This is a genomic window from Frankia sp. R43, from assembly GCF_001306465.1.
Taxonomy (GTDB): Bacteria; Actinomycetota; Actinomycetes; order Frankiales; family Frankiaceae; genus Parafrankia; species Parafrankia irregularis.
The window spans coordinates 1445236-1460731 of the sequence record NZ_LFCW01000001.1; the positions used below are offsets into that span (position 1 = coordinate 1445236).

General features: G+C 71.6%; 15 protein-coding genes. 2 read left to right on the forward strand and 13 right to left on the reverse strand.

Annotation, left to right across the window (positions count from 1 at the left end):
• Positions 1 to 207: 207 nt before the first annotated feature.
• From ACG83_RS05420 to rimP, 3 genes are read right to left on the reverse strand one after another with little or no spacing between them, the layout of a single operon-like run.
• Entirely contained in the window at positions 208 to 561 is a 354-nt protein-coding gene (locus tag ACG83_RS05420) for a YlxR family protein (RefSeq protein ID WP_083473027.1), read from the reverse strand.
• Between the two features lie 7 nt (positions 562 to 568).
• A complete protein-coding gene (gene nusA / locus ACG83_RS05425; protein ID WP_054564978.1) occupies positions 569 to 1657 on the reverse strand; it encodes a transcription termination factor NusA in 1089 nt (362 codons plus the stop codon).
• Complete coding sequence (rimP, locus tag ACG83_RS05430; protein ID WP_054564979.1) at positions 1654 to 2640, reverse strand: ribosome maturation factor RimP; 987 nt, start codon at positions 2638 to 2640, stop codon at positions 1654 to 1656. The genes nusA and rimP overlap by 4 nt, the downstream gene beginning before the upstream one ends.
• 365 nt (positions 2641 to 3005) lie before the next feature.
• Here rimP and ACG83_RS05435 point away from each other — a divergent pair, with 365 nt between their 5' ends.
• Positions 3006 to 3590: a hypothetical protein gene (locus ACG83_RS05435; RefSeq protein WP_054564980.1), complete on the forward strand. Its 585-nt coding sequence runs from the start codon at positions 3006 to 3008 to the stop codon at positions 3588 to 3590.
• Complete coding sequence (locus tag ACG83_RS05440) at positions 3587 to 4072, forward strand: DUF4439 domain-containing protein (RefSeq protein WP_200931272.1); 486 nt, start codon at positions 3587 to 3589, stop codon at positions 4070 to 4072. Before ACG83_RS05435 ends, ACG83_RS05440 begins: the two co-directional genes overlap by 4 nt.
• A 130-nt stretch (positions 4073 to 4202) precedes the next feature.
• Here ACG83_RS05440 and ACG83_RS05445 read toward each other — a convergent pair whose 3' ends face one another.
• The 10 genes from ACG83_RS05445 to ACG83_RS05490 all read right to left on the reverse strand — a co-directional run bounded on the left by ACG83_RS05445 (position 4203) and on the right by ACG83_RS05490 (position 15356).
• Complete coding sequence (locus tag ACG83_RS05445) at positions 4203 to 5168, reverse strand: HAD family hydrolase (protein ID WP_054564981.1); 966 nt, start codon at positions 5166 to 5168, stop codon at positions 4203 to 4205.
• Between the two features lie 138 nt (positions 5169 to 5306).
• Positions 5307 to 5762 carry an Rrf2 family transcriptional regulator gene (locus ACG83_RS05450; RefSeq protein WP_006545460.1) on the reverse strand — a complete coding sequence of 152 codons (456 nt, stop codon included), beginning with the start codon at positions 5760 to 5762 and terminating at the stop codon, positions 5307 to 5309.
• Positions 5763 to 5854: 92 nt separating this feature from the next.
• On the reverse strand, positions 5855 to 6898 hold the full coding sequence (locus tag ACG83_RS05455) for an ABC transporter permease (protein WP_054564982.1): 1044 nt from the start codon (positions 6896 to 6898) through the stop codon (positions 5855 to 5857).
• Positions 6888 to 7649 (reverse strand): ABC transporter ATP-binding protein, encoded by a 762-nt coding sequence (locus ACG83_RS05460; protein ID WP_054564983.1) that lies wholly within the window; start codon positions 7647 to 7649, stop codon positions 6888 to 6890. Before ACG83_RS05460 ends, ACG83_RS05455 begins: the two co-directional genes overlap by 11 nt.
• A 107-nt stretch (positions 7650 to 7756) precedes the next feature.
• A complete protein-coding gene (locus ACG83_RS05465) occupies positions 7757 to 8830 on the reverse strand; it encodes an ABC transporter substrate-binding protein (RefSeq protein WP_054564984.1) in 1074 nt (357 codons plus the stop codon).
• Between the two features lie 327 nt (positions 8831 to 9157).
• Positions 9158 to 10009: a GNAT family N-acetyltransferase gene (locus tag ACG83_RS05470; protein WP_054564985.1), complete on the reverse strand. Its 852-nt coding sequence runs from the start codon at positions 10007 to 10009 to the stop codon at positions 9158 to 9160.
• A 16-nt stretch (positions 10010 to 10025) separates the two neighbouring features.
• The gene (ispG, locus tag ACG83_RS05475; RefSeq protein ID WP_054564986.1) at positions 10026 to 11180 is read right to left on the reverse strand and encodes a flavodoxin-dependent (E)-4-hydroxy-3-methylbut-2-enyl-diphosphate synthase; all 1155 of its coding nucleotides are present in this window, start codon (positions 11178 to 11180) and stop codon (positions 10026 to 10028) included.
• Between the two features lie 263 nt (positions 11181 to 11443).
• On the reverse strand, positions 11444 to 12631 hold the full coding sequence (locus tag ACG83_RS05480; protein ID WP_054564987.1) for an RIP metalloprotease: 1188 nt from the start codon (positions 12629 to 12631) through the stop codon (positions 11444 to 11446).
• Positions 12631 to 13881, reverse strand: coding sequence for a 1-deoxy-D-xylulose-5-phosphate reductoisomerase (gene dxr / locus ACG83_RS05485; protein WP_054564988.1), 1251 nt, complete (start codon positions 13879 to 13881; stop codon positions 12631 to 12633). Before dxr ends, ACG83_RS05480 begins: the two co-directional genes overlap by 1 nt.
• A 155-nt stretch (positions 13882 to 14036) precedes the next feature.
• Positions 14037 to 15356: a PHB depolymerase family esterase gene (locus ACG83_RS05490; RefSeq protein ID WP_235497672.1), complete on the reverse strand. Its 1320-nt coding sequence runs from the start codon at positions 15354 to 15356 to the stop codon at positions 14037 to 14039.
• Between the last annotated feature and the right edge of the window lie 140 nt (positions 15357 to 15496).

Below are 15496 nucleotides of genomic sequence, written 5' to 3' on the forward strand. Positions count from 1 at the left end.
CCATGCCCGCGTGACCTCGTTACCTGCTGGTCGTGATCATGGCTGCGTTCTCACTGCGCGGTCATCGCTGTCTCGACCTGCTTCCCTGTCGACGTCGATCTGGCGTCGCCTTCCGGCGCGAGCCACCCGAACCGAAACCTCCGGAACGGGTACCGCTCCGCTGTCACACCGGACTCCATGCTGGCGCGTGTAGCCCGTACCACTGTTCTACATGCCTGTGTTGCGCGTGCGCAGTTCCAGGTACGCCCTGACCTGGTTCAGCCCGAGCGGCCCGGGAACCCGCAGCGCCCGCGGGAACGCCTTGCGGCGCTCCGCGAGATCGACGCAGCCCGGATCGGGGTGCACATGCGCACCCCGACCATGCATCCGGTGGCGAACATCCGGGAGGAGCTCCCCACCTACCACGACGATACGCAACAGGTCCGACCGCGCCACCCGGGCCCGACAACCGACACAGGTACGAACCGGCCCTACCGGGATCGCGGTTCCGGAGATCGTGCTACCGGAGATCGCGGTTCGGGCTGGGGACACATGAGGAGTCGGCTCCGCACGGCGCGCCATGATAAGTCTATCCCGTTGCGCCCCGAGAGTGGCCCCCCGCCGTGGAGGACCTCCGCGGCCCTGTCCCGGATCCGTTGTGCCGGGGCGTGGCGTCCCCGGTTGGCTGGTCCGCACGGTCCGGGTTCCCCTCGGTGTCGGAGTGGATGTCGATCCGCCAACCGGTGAGCCGCGCCGCGAGCCGGGCGTTCTGCCCTTCCCGGCCGATGGCGAGCGACAGCTGGTAGTCAGGCACGACAACCCGGGCGGAACGATTCGCCAGGTCGGTGACCTCGACCTTCGAGACCCTCGCCGGTGAGAGCGCGCTGCCGACGAACGCCGCGGGATCCGCCGACCAGTCGACAATGTCGATCTTCTCGCCGTGCAGCTCCGCCATGACGGCGCGCACCCGGCTCCCCATCGGCCCGATGCACGCGCCCTTCGGGTTCACCCCCGGCGCCTTCGAACGCACCGCGATCTTGGTGCGGTGGCCGGCCTCGCGCGCGATCGCCGCGAGCTCGACCGTGCCGTCGGCGACCTCGGGAACCTCGAGCCGGAACAGCCCCTTCACCAGCTCCGGGTGGGTCCGCGAGAGGGTGACCGTCGGGCCGTGGGCTCCTCGCGACACATGCACGACGTAGCACTTGATCCGGTCGCCGTGCTCCAGCCGCTCACCGGGCACCTGCTCGGCCGGTGGCAGCACGCCCTCGACCGTGCCGAGGTCGACCAGCACCACCCGGGAGCCCGCGCGCTGCTCGTGGTGCTGCACCACCCCGGAGACGACCTCATGCTCCCGGTCGGCGTACTGGCCGTAGGTCACCTCCTGCTGCGCCTCCCGGAGACGCTGCATGATGACCTGCTTCGCGGTCATCGTCGCGATCCGACCGAAGTCCGCGGGCGTGTCGTCCCACTCGCGCGAGGTGCCGTCCGGAGCACTCTCGCGGGCGAAGACGGCCACCTCACCGCTGGTCCGGTCGATCACCACCCGAGCATCGTCAGCGGAGCCGGTGGTGTGCTTGTAGGCGGTCAACAACGCGGTTTCGATCGCTTCGACGAGCGTCTCGAAGGCGATCTCCTTCTCGCGCTCGATTCCCCGCAGCGCAGCGACGTCGAGCTTCACCGGTTCATCTCCTTGCTGTTCCGGCCGCCGCGGCCCGCTTCCGCGCCCACGGCATCATGATCTTCCGCTGTCTCGTCGGTGTCCGCTGTCCCGTCGGTGGGATCCGCACCGTCCGCGCCGAGGTGCTCGACAGCCTCGTCGGCGGCATCGGAGTCGTCGAGGTCCTCAACGTCCTCGAAGTCGTCAAGGTCCTCGACGTCATCAAGGTCATCGACATCGTCGACGTCCTCGATCTCGGGCTCCAGGTCCGCGGCATGCGATCCGGTCGCGGCCTCGCCCTCGTTCTCACCCGAACCGCCCGGTTCGGAGCCGGCGGGCGCGCCGAACTCGACCTGCACCGTCGCCCGGGTGACAGTGCTGTAGACGACGCGCTCCAGCCGGGTGCGCGCCGGGCGGCCACGGCGAGCGACGCCGGTCGGGATCGCCAGATCAGCACCATCGTCACCGGCGGAGAGCACCCTGCCTTCGACCTCACTGCCGTCAGCGCGGCGGACGAGCACCAGCCGGCCGACCGCACGACGCCAGTGCCGCGGCTCCACCAGCGGGCGGTCGACCCCGGGCGAGGTCACCTCAAGGACGTAGGGCCCGCCGAGCGGACCGGCGCCGGACCCCGACGGCGGGCGGGCACCCGCCGCATCGCCCGGCTCGGCCGCGGAGCCCTGCTCGTCCTCATCGAGAGCCGCCGAGACGATCCTGCTCGCATCCGCGACCGCATCAAGATCGATACCTTCGTCGCGGTCGACGACGACTCGGACGACACTGCGCGAACCCGCCCGCGCGACGGTCACGTCCTCGAGATCGAAACCCGCCGCGGCCAGCCTTGGCTCGAGCCGACCGCGCAGCTGGGCGCGGATGGCGTCCGCCGCCGCCCGGCTCTCGCCTGCGGCCGGCGACCCGCCGGCGGTCTGTGCCCTGCCGGTGCCCCGGGACGACGCCGTCGGCCGACGGACCTCCGCCCGGCCGGAGTTTCCCGCCCTAGCCACCTAGCCTGTCCCTTCCCCCACCGACGCGGCGCCTCTGCCCGCGGCCTGTTCCACCGGCGACCGACCGCGGCGGCGCAAAAGCAGCCACATTACCCTCGGATGCGCCCTCGCCCCGGATGCCGCCCGGACGCGATGGGGACCCGATGCACTGTCGCCAGCCCAGATGCACTGTCGCCAGCCCCGACGCGCTGTCGCCCCGCGTGCGCGCGCCCGCCGGGTCAAGCGTCGAGCGTCACACAGTCGAGATCCTTAGCCTACGTCTGCCGACGGGCCTCTCCAATTTCGGGCCGGTCCGGCGACCGGACCGGCCCGGCGGTGCGACCGCGGGGCCGGCACCGGGCCGCCCATGTGCGAAGCTGCCTGCCGTGCCCACAGCAGCCGGTTCCGGTCCGTCGCGCCGGGCGATCCTGGCCGCCGTCCCGCTGGTCGGCGCCGGAGCATCGGTCCTTCTCGCCTCGGCCGGCTGCACCGGCTCGGACCCGGTGGCCCCGACACCGACGGCGAACCCGGCCGACGTCGCGGCCGCCGCTGCTGCCCACCAGCGGGAAGCCGAGTTGCTGACCGCCTACGACGCCGCGATCAGCCGCCATCCCGGGCTCGCCACGACACTGCGCACGATCCGCGCGCATCACGCCGACCATGCCAGCGATCTGGCCGCCCTCGGGCTGCCCGGCGTCGGCGCGCCCACGACATCCGCGGCAGCGGCGACAGCACCCACGACGTCCACCGGGGATCCTGTGCCGAACACCGCGGCCCCAGCGGACACATCCGAGACGCAGGCCGCCACGCTCACCACCCTCGCGGCCCTCGAAGGCACCACCGCCGCCGCGCACCGGGCCGGCTGCCTCACCGCGAGCACGGGCCTGGCGGGGCTGCTGGCGAGCCTGTGCGCCGCCGAGTCGGCGCACGCGGAGCTCATCGGCAAGGCGCAGCCGACGGTGGCCCGGTGACCGCCACCACCGGGGTCGCGGCCTCGGGGGCACCCGACCCGCAGGCCAGGGCACTGTCGTCGATGCTGGCCTCGGCGCACGCCGCCGTCTACGCGGCCGCCGCGGCGGGCGGCGTACTCGCCCCGCTGGGCGACGCGGCCCGCCCCGCTCGGGATCTGGCCCGGACCGCCCTCGACGATCACCGGGCTCTGCGGGACTCCCTGGTCGCGATGCTGAGAACACGCGGAGCGACGCCTCCCCCGGCGCTCGCCGCCTATCAGCTGCCGGTCGAGCCCGCGGGTGTCGCCGGATCACTCGACCTCCTCGCCCGCATCGAGGACCAGTCAGCCGTTTCCGCCCTCGCCGCGGTGGACGTTCTCACCGGTGCCGACCGGGGAATGGCCGTCGACACACTGGTCGCCATGACGCTGCGGGGGCAGCGAGCCCGGCTCGCCGCCGGTGTCGCCCCGGCGTCCGTGACCGCAGCCTTTCCCGGCCGCTGAGCGGCCGCTCGGCAGGCAGGCATCCGGCAGCGCTGCCCGCTCGCCGCACGGAGCCGATCACCGCACGGAGCCGATCGCCGCACGGAGGCTGGTCGAGGAATGCTGGTCGTCGGACGGCAGGCGTCCGGAATCAGCGCGGTGGCGGCGTCCCCGGCCTGGCCGCCCCGAACGCGTCGAGGACGTCGAGAAGCTGTCCGAGCCGGGCGATGACCGCGTCCGCGGCGACAGGCCGCTGTCCCCCGGCACGTCCCTCGTCATCCCGAGGAATCGGATCGGCAAACGGATTCGGGCGAGCCGGTCCGGCCAGCTCCGTCCGACCCGGTCCGAGACCGCCCGGTCCGAGACCGCCCCGGCCATCCGCGACGAGGACGGTGCGCATGCCGGCGGCTCGGGCACCACGGATGTCGGTCTGCACGCGGTCGCCGACGAAGAGAACACGGGACGGATCCACCAGCCCGAGCGCGTCGAGCACAGCCTGGAACGCGATCGGATGCGGCTTGTCGAACGGAAGATCACTGGTGTAGACCCGCGCGTGGAACAGGCCGAGCAGGCCGTCCCGCTCCAGCAGCCGCTCGTGCCACAGCCGTGGCCAGCGGGTGTTCGTCAGCAGGCCGACGAGCAGGCCACGGGCGCGAACGAGGTGCACGAGCAGCAACGCCTCGGGGTCGCACATCGTGTGCGGGGTCCACGCCGCCAGGTCACGACGGGTGGCGGCCTGCAGCACCGCGGCGGCCACGTCGACACCCAGCCGGGCCGAGGCCTCGGCGAGCAGCTCGGTGACCGAGCCGGTCATCCCGTCCTGGGCACCGTTCCCGGACAGCCCGTCGGCGCCCTCCCGGCCCCGCCACCAGGCTGATTCCAGCCCGGCCAGGATCGCGGTGATCTCATCCGCGTGCGCCGGAGAGATCTCGATGGCGGCCATTCGCCACAGGTCGAGCAGGTCCACGTCGTGGAACGGCGTCAGTGTGCCGCCCCAGTCGAAGACCACGGCTTCGAGCGGCCTTCCGCCGTTCGGGCCCGAAGCCCCGCCGGCAGCCGGGTCGACGGCTCGGCCGACAGCCGGGTCGGTGCCCTGTGTGAACCACGAGAAGGCCACCCGATCACCGAGCTGGCTGCTGGCCCGCGACTGTCTGGCGCCCCACGACTGTCTGGCGCCCCACGACTGTCTGGTACCCCACGGCTGTGTGGTGGCCCACGGCCGTCCGGTGGCCTCTGGCCATTTGGTGGCCCCTGCCTATCTGGTGGTCCATGCGTCCGGATCCTCCCGCAGCTCACAGACGATGTCCGGCAGTTTCCCGCTGGCGACGTCGGCGAGGGTCACGGCTTCCAGCACCCGGCGCAGGTTGACCCTGGTCGCGATCCAGACGTCCTGGAGATGCTTGGCCGCGCCCTCGTAGTGCGCGGTCTCCGGTGGACGGCCGCGGACGCTCGCCAGCGGGCCGTCGGTCGCCCGGATCACCGTGGCGATCGTGATGTCCTCCGCAGGGCGGCAGAGCTGATAGCCGCCGTCGGCACCGCGGCGGCTCTGCACGAGGCCGCTGCGCCGCAGGTCGGTGAGGATGTTTTCCAGGAAACGCAGGGGGAGGTCCTGTGCCGAGGCGAGGGTCTCCCCCTTGACGAGGTTGCCGTCCGAGGCAGCGAGCGTGAGCAGGGCCCGCAGTGCGTAGTCGGCCCGGGCGGAGATCTGCATGGCACTATCTTGCAGCCCGCAGCGCCAAGCGGCGCTCGGTGGCCCCGCGGACCTGGGTGGCCGGGCAGCCCAGGTCGCGCGACGGCGGCCGGTCAGACCCCGGTACCGGACGGGCCCTCGGCGCCGCCGGCGGGTGCCGGCAGGTGCCCGCCACCCGGCTCGGCACCCGGCCCAGCGACCGCCTCCGGGCCGGGTCGCCGGGGCCCACGGGCCGCCTTGACCGCGGCCGAGCCTTCGGCCAGCAGGCCTCTTCGCTGCCGCATCCGCCGGTCGAGGGCGTTGAAGACGGCATCCACGACCACGCCGACGACGAAGATCGTCAGCATGGACACCATGACACCGACGGTGTCCGAAAGGTCGCGGGCGTTCTGCAGGTTGGCGCCGATCGAGGGATGGCCGGGGACGATGACGATCAGCTCGCCGGCCATCAGGCTGCGCCACGCGAACGCCCAGCCCTGCTTGAGCCCGGCGAGCACCGACGGCAGCGCCGCCGGGGCCACGACATGCCGATAGAGCGCGAAGCCCTTCGCCCCCATGCTGCGCCCGACCCGGACCAGCAACGGCGGGACGTAGTCGACGCCGTAGATGACACCGTTGGCCACCGACGGGGCGGCCCCGAGCACGACGACGAACATGATGGCCGACTCGCTGAGCTGGAACAGCAGGATCGCGAGCGGGAACCAGACGATGGACGGCATCGTCTGCAGCGCGGTGATGAACGACCCCACCGCGGTCCGCAGCAGCGCGAAGCGCGCGACCGCGAGCCCGACAGCCGCGCCGATGACCACCGCGAGCGCGTAGCCCTGGCCGGCACGGCTGAGGGTTCGGCCGAGCGCGTCCCAGAAGTCGGCGGTGCCGAGCTGGCTGAAGAACTCGGGCAGGGCCTCGTCGGGGCCCGGCAGCACGTAGGTCGGCTTCCAGCCCGACCAGACGACCGCCTGCCAGAGCAGCAGGAACAGCGCGAACGCGGCGACCTTCGGCCACGTCGCGGACCATGTGCGGCGCGCCAGCGGACGCTGCTCACCCACCGGGATGTCGAGCGCGTCGAGGCCTGCCAGGGTCTGGTCCGAAGTCCCGTCCGACGTCCGGCCCGGCGTCCGGAGCGACGGCACGCCGGTGTCGGTGTCAGTGGCCATGACGGGCGACTTCCTCTCGCAGCCGTGCCGTCACGGCGGCGGCCAGCTCGGAGACCTGGGGCTGATCGATGCGGCGCGGGCGGTCGATCGCGACGTCGAAGACCTCCGCGACCCGGCCGGGACGGGAGGAGAGCAGGACGATCCGGTCCCCCAGCCGCACGGCCTCCCGCACGTCGTGGGTGACGAACAGGACGGTGATGCCGGTCTCGCGCCAGATCCTCTCCAGCTCGTCGTGGAGGAGGTCGCGGGTCATCGCGTCGAGCGCCCCGAACGGCTCGTCCATGCAGAGGATGTCGGCCTCCTGGGCGAACGCCCGGGCCAGGCTGACCCGCTGGCGCATACCCCCGGACAGCTCGTGCGGACGCCGGTCCGCCTGCCCGGCGAGGCGGACCATCGCGAGCAGCTCGCGGACTCTCGCCTCCCGGGCCGCCTTCGGCATCCGGCGCAGCTTCAGCGGCACCTCGACGTTGCCCCCGGCGGTCAGCCAGGGCAACAGGGCCGAATCCTGGAACATCATCCCGGCCCGGCGCCCGCCGGTGTCGACCGTGCCCGTCGTGGGCCGGTCGAGGCCGGCCACCAGCCCGAGCAGGGTCGACTTGCCGCAGCCGGATGCTCCGAGCAGACAGACGAACTCACCGGGCCGGACATCCAGCGTGATGTCGTCCAGTGCGCGGACCTGGCCTGCGCCGCCGCCGAAGACCCGGCTGACGCCGTCGATCCGCAGCGCCGCGCCCGTCGTGAGAACGCTCAACGCTTGCTCCCCTCGGGATGTGTGGTGCGCCAGAGCGGGTGTCGTCGCGGCCATGTGGCCGCCACGGCACCCGCTCCGTTACCTGCCTGTGCTCTCGCGCCCGTGGGCTACTTGTCCGCGACCGCAGGCTCGCCCGCGTCGGCGAGAATCCTGTTGACGACCGAGAGGTCGAAGATCCCGTCGAGCTGGGGGTCCTTGATGAGCCCGAGCTCCTCCTGGTGCGCGGCCGAGGTGAACAGCGACTTCGCGACCGGGTCCGGGCTGAACGTCAGGCCCTTCCAGGCGGACGAGACGACGTCGTCGGCGAGCGGCTTGCCGGTGAGCTTCTTCAGCGCCTCGTTCGCGGCGGCCTGCCCGGCGGCCGGGTCGTCGTTCAGCTGCTTGATCACGTTGATGTTCGCCGTGATCAGCCGCTCGACGATCTCCGGGTTCTTCTTCAGGTAGTCCGTGCGCACGAGCAGGACGGTGGTGACGAACTTGCCGTCGGTCTCGGGCCACTCGTCGGCCTCGTCGACCAGGACGTGCCCGCCCTCCGAGACCAGCCTGGAGGCGGTGGGCTCGGGCACCCACGCGCCGTCGATGGCACCGGACTTGAACGCGTCGACGGTGATCGAGTTGTCCTGCGGGCGGATCGAGACGTCGCCGCCGCCCTTGGTGTCGGTCTCGAAGCCCTTCTTCTTGAGGAAGTAGCGCAGCGCGACGTCCTGGGTGTTGCCGAGGCTCGGCGTGGCCAGCGTCTTGCCGCGAAGCTGGTCGACCGAGGTGATCTCCGGCTTCACCACCAGCGCCGCACCGCCGGAGGTCACCCCGGAGACGATCCGGATGGCTTCGCCCCTGGACTTGATGAAGGTGTTGACGGCCGGGTTCGGACCGATGAAGCCGGCATCGATCGCGCCGGAGAGGATCGCCTCCGCCTCCTGCGTGCCCGAGTTGAACGTCGAGGGCGCCAGCTTCACTCCGGAGCCGAGCTCCTTGGCGAAGGTGCCCTGCTCGACGCCGACCAGTGCCGGGGCGTGGGTGAGGTTCGGGAAGTACCCGAGCCGCAGGGTTCCGGTGACCTCCCCGGACGCCGCCACGGACTCCGACCCCCCGTCGTCGCCCGAGCAGGCGGCCACCGTCAGCGCTAGCGCACTGGCAGCAACCAGTGGCACGAACCTGCGCCACAGACCCTGGGGCTTCATCACGTTCCGTACCCTCTCCCACACACCCGATCGTCTAACAAACTCGATCGAATGCGTCTTGTCGATTGATTACGTCGAGAAGGTAAGGATGCCAGAGATAGGGCGATAGCGCCACAGCAATGAACACAGATACCGAAAGGTGCGACGATTAGTGATCGAACGACCACGATCTGGCAAATTCAGGTGCTGGAGGAGGACGCGTCGACCACCACGGCGCGAGTAAGGGATCCGTGCACGCGACGCGGCGCGGAAGTGGCGCGGAAATGGCGCGGAAATGGCGCGACGTGGCAGTCGCAGTGAGAGCCGGGCTCAGCCCGGACGTCCGCGCTAGAAGAGGATCGAGGCGAACGTGCCCACGCGCTCGAAGCCGACACGCTCATAGGCGCGGCGCGCGACGTGGTTGAAGTCGTTCACGTACAGGCTCACGACCGGGGCGAACATCGCCCGGGCCAGCGCGACGACGCTGGCGGTACCGGCGGCGCCGAGGCCACGGCCGCGTAGCGCCGGGTCAACCCAAACGCCCTGGATCTGGCAGACGTCCCCCGCGACGGCACCGAGCTCCGCCTTGAACAGCACCCGGCCGTTCTCGATGTGGGCGAAGGACCGCCGCTGCCCGATGAACTCGGCGACCCGGGAGCGGTAGAGCGCGCCACCGTCGGCACCGACCGGCGAGACCCCGATCTCCTCGGTGAACATCGCGATGCAGGCGGGGAGCAGGATGTCCAGCTCATCTGGCCGGACCTGGCGGACCCCGGGATCGGGCGCGATCCTGGGCTCGTCGTTGATGGCGAGTAAAGGCTGCTCGCCGCGGATCTCCCGGGCCGGGCCCCACACCGGCTCCAGATGCCGCCACATCGCGGCGACCGCCGAAGCGACGCCGACGATCGACGAACAGCGGCGCCCCTGGCGGCGGGCCCGCTCGGCGAACAGCTTCGCCGAGTCCGGGCCCGCCCCCACGGGCCAGAGGTTCGCGCCGGAGTAACACAGGGCTGTGAGGGTGCCGTCGACCGTGTGCCCCCAGACCTCGGCGCCCAGGCGCCAGGGATCCAGGCCACACGCCGCCACCCGCGACGCGACGAACACGTCCGCGACCGGGTTGCGGCTCAGCAGCTCGGTGACCGCGGGAAGATCCCGGTCATCGAGCAGCCTGGTCGGAGTGGAGCGAAGCGGCAGACCCATCCAGCCCTTCCCGTTGTCAGGCCACAGACACCGACGGCGTACCGGAGGCCGCGCCGTCAGCCTCCATCTCCTCCGCGATTCGCATGGCCTCCTCGATCAGAGTCTCCACGATCTGCGCCTCGGGGACCGTCTTGATTACCTTGCCACGGACGAAGATCTGACCCTTGCCGTTGCCGGAGGCAACGCCGAGGTCGGCCTCGCGGGCCTCGCCCGGGCCGTTCACGACGCAGCCCATGACGGCCACGCGCAGCGGCACCTCCATGCCCTCGAGGCCGGCGCTGACCTCGTTGGCGAGGGTGTAGACGTCGACCTGAGCCCGGCCACAGGCCGGGCAGGAGACGATCTCCAGTCGCCGCTCCTTGAGCCCGAGCGACTCCAGGATCGCCGCGCCGACCTTGACCTCCTCGATCGGAGGAGCCGACAGCGAGACCCGGATCGTGTCGCCGATACCCTCGGCCAGCAGGGCTCCGAAGGCGACCGCCGACTTGACGGTGCCCTGGAACGCCGGGCCGGCCTCGGTGACACCGAGGTGCAGCGGGTAGTCACAGGCCTGGGCCAGCAGCCGGTAGGCCTGAATCATGATCACCGGGTCGTTGTGCTTCACCGAGATCTTGATGTCGCGGAAGTCGTGCTCCTCGAACAGGGAGCACTCCCACAGCGCCGACTCGCAGAGCGCTTCCGGGGTGGCCTTGCCGTACTTCTCCAGCAGGCGCTTGTCGAGCGACCCGGCGTTGACACCGATGCGGATCGGGGTGCCGGCGCCCTTGGCGGCCCGCGCGATCTCCCCGACCTTGTCGTCGAACTGCTTGATGTTGCCCGGGTTCACCCGGACCGCGGCGCAGCCCGCGTCGATCGCGGCGAACACGTACTTCGGCTGGAAGTGGATGTCGGCGATCACCGGGATCGGCGACTTGCGCACGATCGCCGCGAGGGCGTCCGCGTCGTCCTGACTCGGAACGGCGACCCGCACGATCTGACAGCCGGCGGTGGTCAGCTCGGCGATCTGCTGCAGGGTGGCGTTGACGTCCGAGGTCAGCGTGGTGCACATCGACTGGATGGAGACCGGGGCGTCACCTCCGACCGGCACGTTGCCCACGTGGATCTGCCGGCTGACCCGCCGGGTTCCGACCGGGCGGGGCGGAGCGGCGGGCATGCCCAGAGTAACGGTCACGATGTCCTCACTGGCGTGTCGGATTCTTGATCGTCAATTGGCGACCCGGCCCCGGTCCGCCATGGGCGACCGGGGCATCCGGGTCGATCAGGTCCGAGCCGATTCACAGATCGGCTGGATCGGTGTCAATCAGGTCGATGGACGTCGTGCGGAGGCGGCGCACTCACGACGGCCGGCGCGACGCCCGACCGGATCCGCCGGATCGACCGGCGACCGGGACGTCCACTGACCACCACCGCGCGCCACCGCGGGTACACGGCGGCTCACTGGTTGATGCGGATGGGGTTGACGATGTCGGCGGACAGAATGATCAGACTGAACCCGACGAGAACGACGACCGTGGCGTACGTGGCTGGTAACAGCTTCGCGAAGTCCACCGGCTGCACCGGCCCCCGGTAACCACGCAGCCGCCGCAGCCCGTGTCGGGCCTGCTCGAAACCGAGCACCGCGATGTGCCCGCCGTCGAGCGGTAGCAGCGGCAACAGGTTGAAGATCCCGATGGCGAGATTGATCGCGGCCACGAGGAACAGGAAGACCCCGATGCGGTCGGACCAGTCCTCGTCCGCGGTGACCACGTCGCCACCGAGGCGGGCCGCGCCCACCACACTGATGAAACCGCTCTCGTCGCGGTTGTCACCGAAGATGCGGCTGATGTCATCGAGCCGTTCGGTGAACGTGTCGTACATCCCGGTGAACCCGGAGCCGATCACCTTGAAGGTCTCCGGAACGGCTCCGAGCACCCCGTAGTGAACGGACTCCTGCCCCGGCCTGACTCCCAGGGCTCCGACCGGGTCCTTCCCCTCGCCGCCGGTCCTGCGGTCACGCAGGACCTCGCCGAGGTCGGGGCGCAGGGTCAGCTGCCGGCCGTCCCGGGAGACGACGAGCTCGGCGGGCCCGGGTCCGTGCTCTCGCACCAGCCGGGTGAAGTCCTCCCACGTGGTGATGGACGTTCCCTCGAAGCTCACCACCCGGTCGCCCTTGAGCAGCCCGGCGGCCGCCGCCGGGCCGGCCCCGGTGCACTCGGTCTGGCCCGCCGCGGGCAGGCACGTCGTCTCCCCGATCAGCGTCTCGCTGGTCTGCTTGGTGCCGAGGGTGACCAGCACGCCGTAGATCAGCACGATCGCGATGACGAAGTGGACGAACGAGCCCGCGGACATCACGACCAGCCTCGCCCGTGCCGGGGCCTTGTAGAAGGCCCGCGGCTCGTCAGCCGGGTCGATCTCCTCGAGGGAGGTCATTCCCTCGATCTTGACGAACCCGCCGGCCGGGATGGCCTTCACCCCGTACTCGGTCTCCCCGCGCTGCTTCGACCACAGGGTGGGGCCGAAACCGACGAAGAAGCGGGACGCCTTCATCCCGAAGTACCGGGCCGTGACGAAGTGCCCGGCCTCGTGCAGGACGACCGAGACGAACAGGGCGAGGACGAAGGCTGCGATGCCCAGGGCTGCCATCAAGCACGTCCTCCGGCCGCCACAGGCCGCCCACCGGCCTGTTCGATCAGACGGTTCGCCGCGGCCCGGGCCTCGCGCTCGGTCTCGAACACCTCGTCCAACGTCGGACGGGCGATCACCTCGTGCGCTTCCACCACCTCAGCCACCAGGTCGACGATACGGACGAACGGCAGCCCACCCGCGAGGAAGGCCGCGACGGCCTCCTCGTTCGCCGCATTGAACACCGCCGGAGCGGTGCCACCGAGCCGGCCCGCCGTCCGGGCGAGGTCGACCGCGGGGAACGCGACGGTGTCGAGTGGCTCGAAGGTCAGCGACTGCGGCCGGGTCCAGTCCATCGGCGGCTGTGCCAGGGGCACCCGGTCCGGCCACCCCAGCGCCAGGGCGATGGGCAGCCGCATGTCCGGCGGCGACACCTGCGCGATGGTCGAACCGTCGGTGAACTCGACCATCGAGTGGACCAGCGACTGCGGATGAACGACGACCTCGATGTCGTCGTAGGGCACCCCGAAGAACAGGTGCGCCTCGATCAGCTCGAGGCCCTTGTTCATCAGCGTCGCCGAGTTGATGGTGACCAGTGGCCCCATCGCCCACGTCGGATGCGCGAGCGCCTGCTCGCGGGTGACGCCGGCCAGCTCGTCCCGGCTCCGCCCGCGGAACGGACCGCCGCTGGCGGTCAGCACCAGCTTGTGGACCTCCTCGCGCCGCCCCCCGCGCAGGCACTGGGCCAGCGCGGAGTGCTCGGAGTCCACCGGCACGAGCCGGTCGGGATTGCCGCCCAGCGCCTCGAGCACCAGCGGGCCGCCGGCGACCAGGGACTCCTTGTTCGCCAGGCCCACCGTCGCGCCTGCCTTGAGCGCCGCCAGGGTCGGGGCGAGCCCGACCGAGCCCGACACCCCGTTGAGAACGATGTCCGCCGGCCAGGACGCGATCTCGACGGCCGCGTCGGGCCCCGCGAGAATCTTGGGAACCGCGAACTCCCCGCGGCGGTACCCGCGCCGGGACGCCTCCGCGAAGAACGCGAGCTGCAGGTCCTGCGCCGCGGACGCGGCGGCCACACCGACCGCCTCGACGCCGAGATCGAGCGCCTGCTCCGCGAGCAGGTCCACCCGTGACCCGCCGCCCATCAGCGCCACCACCCGGAACCTGTCCGGGTTGCGGCGTACGACATCTATCGCCTGGGTTCCGATCGAGCCGGTGGACCCGAGCAGAACCACTTCACGCTGGACCGAAGCCTCCGCCACACCGCCCATTCTCGCAGGCCCTTCGACGCTTGGACCGAGGCCTGTTCGGTTCCTGACAGGTGCAACCCGAAGGTGTGCATTGGGTGCACCCGCGCCTACCCGCGGTCAGCACCGAATACGCTGACCTGCCCCGTAGCCACTGGCCTCTCACCTGGCGTCAACCCTCACCCGCCGGCGGCCGCCGGGCTCGCCGATGCGGTGGCGGACACAGAGGGGACCACTGGAGTGGGGGACGGAGTCGGTCCGGTCGTGGGCTCGGTGGTGCTATCCGGTACCGCGGATGCGGACGGTTCCGGGCCTGTCGACCTCGTCGCGGACGCCGGTGCCGGGCTCGTCGTGGGAACGGCCGGCCTGGTCGCACCGCCCCCGGCCGTGCCACCGCCGCCGGAAGCACCCCCACCGGTGACCGTCCGGCCGTCGGCCGGATGCCCGCCGAAGAACTCCAGGGCGACGACGGTCGCGCTCAGGTTCGACACGGTGGCCCCGAGCTCGGGCCGCGCGGCCGCGCCCGGCCAGGTGTGACCACCGCCCTTGATGGCCAGCACCCCGACGTCCTTGCCCGTCGGGCAGGACGTCCAGGCAGTGAGGGCGGCGCTGGACATCTCCGCGCCGGCGGAATGCTCACCGCCGCAGCCGAACGCCCTGGCGTACCGGTCGGTGCGGCTCTCGACGGGCTGCGCGACCAGCCCCGCGAAGGGCGCGGTACGGGCCGGGCCGCCGCCGTCCCAGGGAGCGATCGCGTCCGCGGTTCCGTGCATCTCGAGCAGGTTCGCGCGCGGATCCGCGCAGTCGTCCGGGACCCGGCTCGCCGCGACCGTGACCACGGCCGCGAACCGGTCGGGCAGCGCGCAGGCGAGCTCCAGCACCATGTCGGCGCCATCGGAGAAGCCGCTGGCGAACACCCGCTTCGGGTCGAGGCACATCCGGCCCGTCAGGTCGTTGAGCACCGTGCCGATGAACAGAACGTCGTCGGGGCCGACCTCGGCCGAGCGGGTGAGGTTCCACCGGGCGGACACGCCGACCGGGGTGACGACCGCATAGCCCGATCTGGTCCCCGCGTCAGCCATCCCGGTGTACTGCTCCAGCTGGTCCACGGACTGGTCGCGGTCGTGCAGGTTGACGACGAGCGGAAGCGCCGTGCCCGCCCTGGCGCCCTGGGGCACGGCAAGCCGGTACTGCCGATCCGTGCCCGCGACGGTGACGGTCTCGGTGGTGACCCCGGACGGCAGGCTCTTGCCCGTCTGGCAGCCGCTGGCCGGCGGCGCCGGCACGGTGGGAAGCGCGGCCAGCGCGGCCGCACCCGAAGCCCCTGCCCTGCCCAGCGCGGTCGCGACCGGCGCCGCGGCATCGGACTTGCCCGACGGGGACTGTGACATCGCATACCAGAGCAGCAGGAGGAGCACCCCCGCCGCGGCGGTGATCGGCAGCCAGAGCGTGCTGTTCGGCCGGGAGCCGTTGCGCAGCGCACCGGAGCGAGCCCGCACCCGGCCCGCGGCCGACCTCGCCGAGCCCGCGGCCGACCTCGCCGAACCGACACCAGATCTCGCCGAACCGACACCAGGTCTCGCTGATCCGCCGGTCGACCTCGCCGAACCGGCACCGGGCCGGCCGTTGCCTCGCCGAC

What these genes read in the sequence shown, in the direction of transcription:
- ACG83_RS05420 (WP_083473027.1), bottom strand. Translation starts at nt 561, where the DNA reads ATGGCGCGCCGTGCGGAGCCGACTCCTCATGTGTCCCCAGCCCGAACC.
- ACG83_RS05450 (WP_006545460.1), bottom strand. Translation starts at nt 5,762, where the DNA reads ATGCAGATCTCCGCCCGGGCCGACTACGCACTGCGGGCCCTGCTCACG.
- ACG83_RS05455 (WP_054564982.1), bottom strand. Translation starts at nt 6,898, where the DNA reads ATGGCCACTGACACCGACACCGGCGTGCCGTCGCTCCGGACGCCGGGC.
- ACG83_RS05465 (WP_054564984.1), bottom strand. Translation starts at nt 8,830, where the DNA reads ATGAAGCCCCAGGGTCTGTGGCGCAGGTTCGTGCCACTGGTTGCTGCC.
- ACG83_RS05470 (WP_054564985.1), bottom strand. Translation starts at nt 10,009, where the DNA reads ATGGGTCTGCCGCTTCGCTCCACTCCGACCAGGCTGCTCGATGACCGG.
- ACG83_RS05480 (WP_054564987.1), bottom strand. Translation starts at nt 12,631, where the DNA reads ATGGCAGCCCTGGGCATCGCAGCCTTCGTCCTCGCCCTGTTCGTCTCG.
- dxr (WP_054564988.1), bottom strand. Translation starts at nt 13,881, where the DNA reads ATGGGCGGTGTGGCGGAGGCTTCGGTCCAGCGTGAAGTGGTTCTGCTC.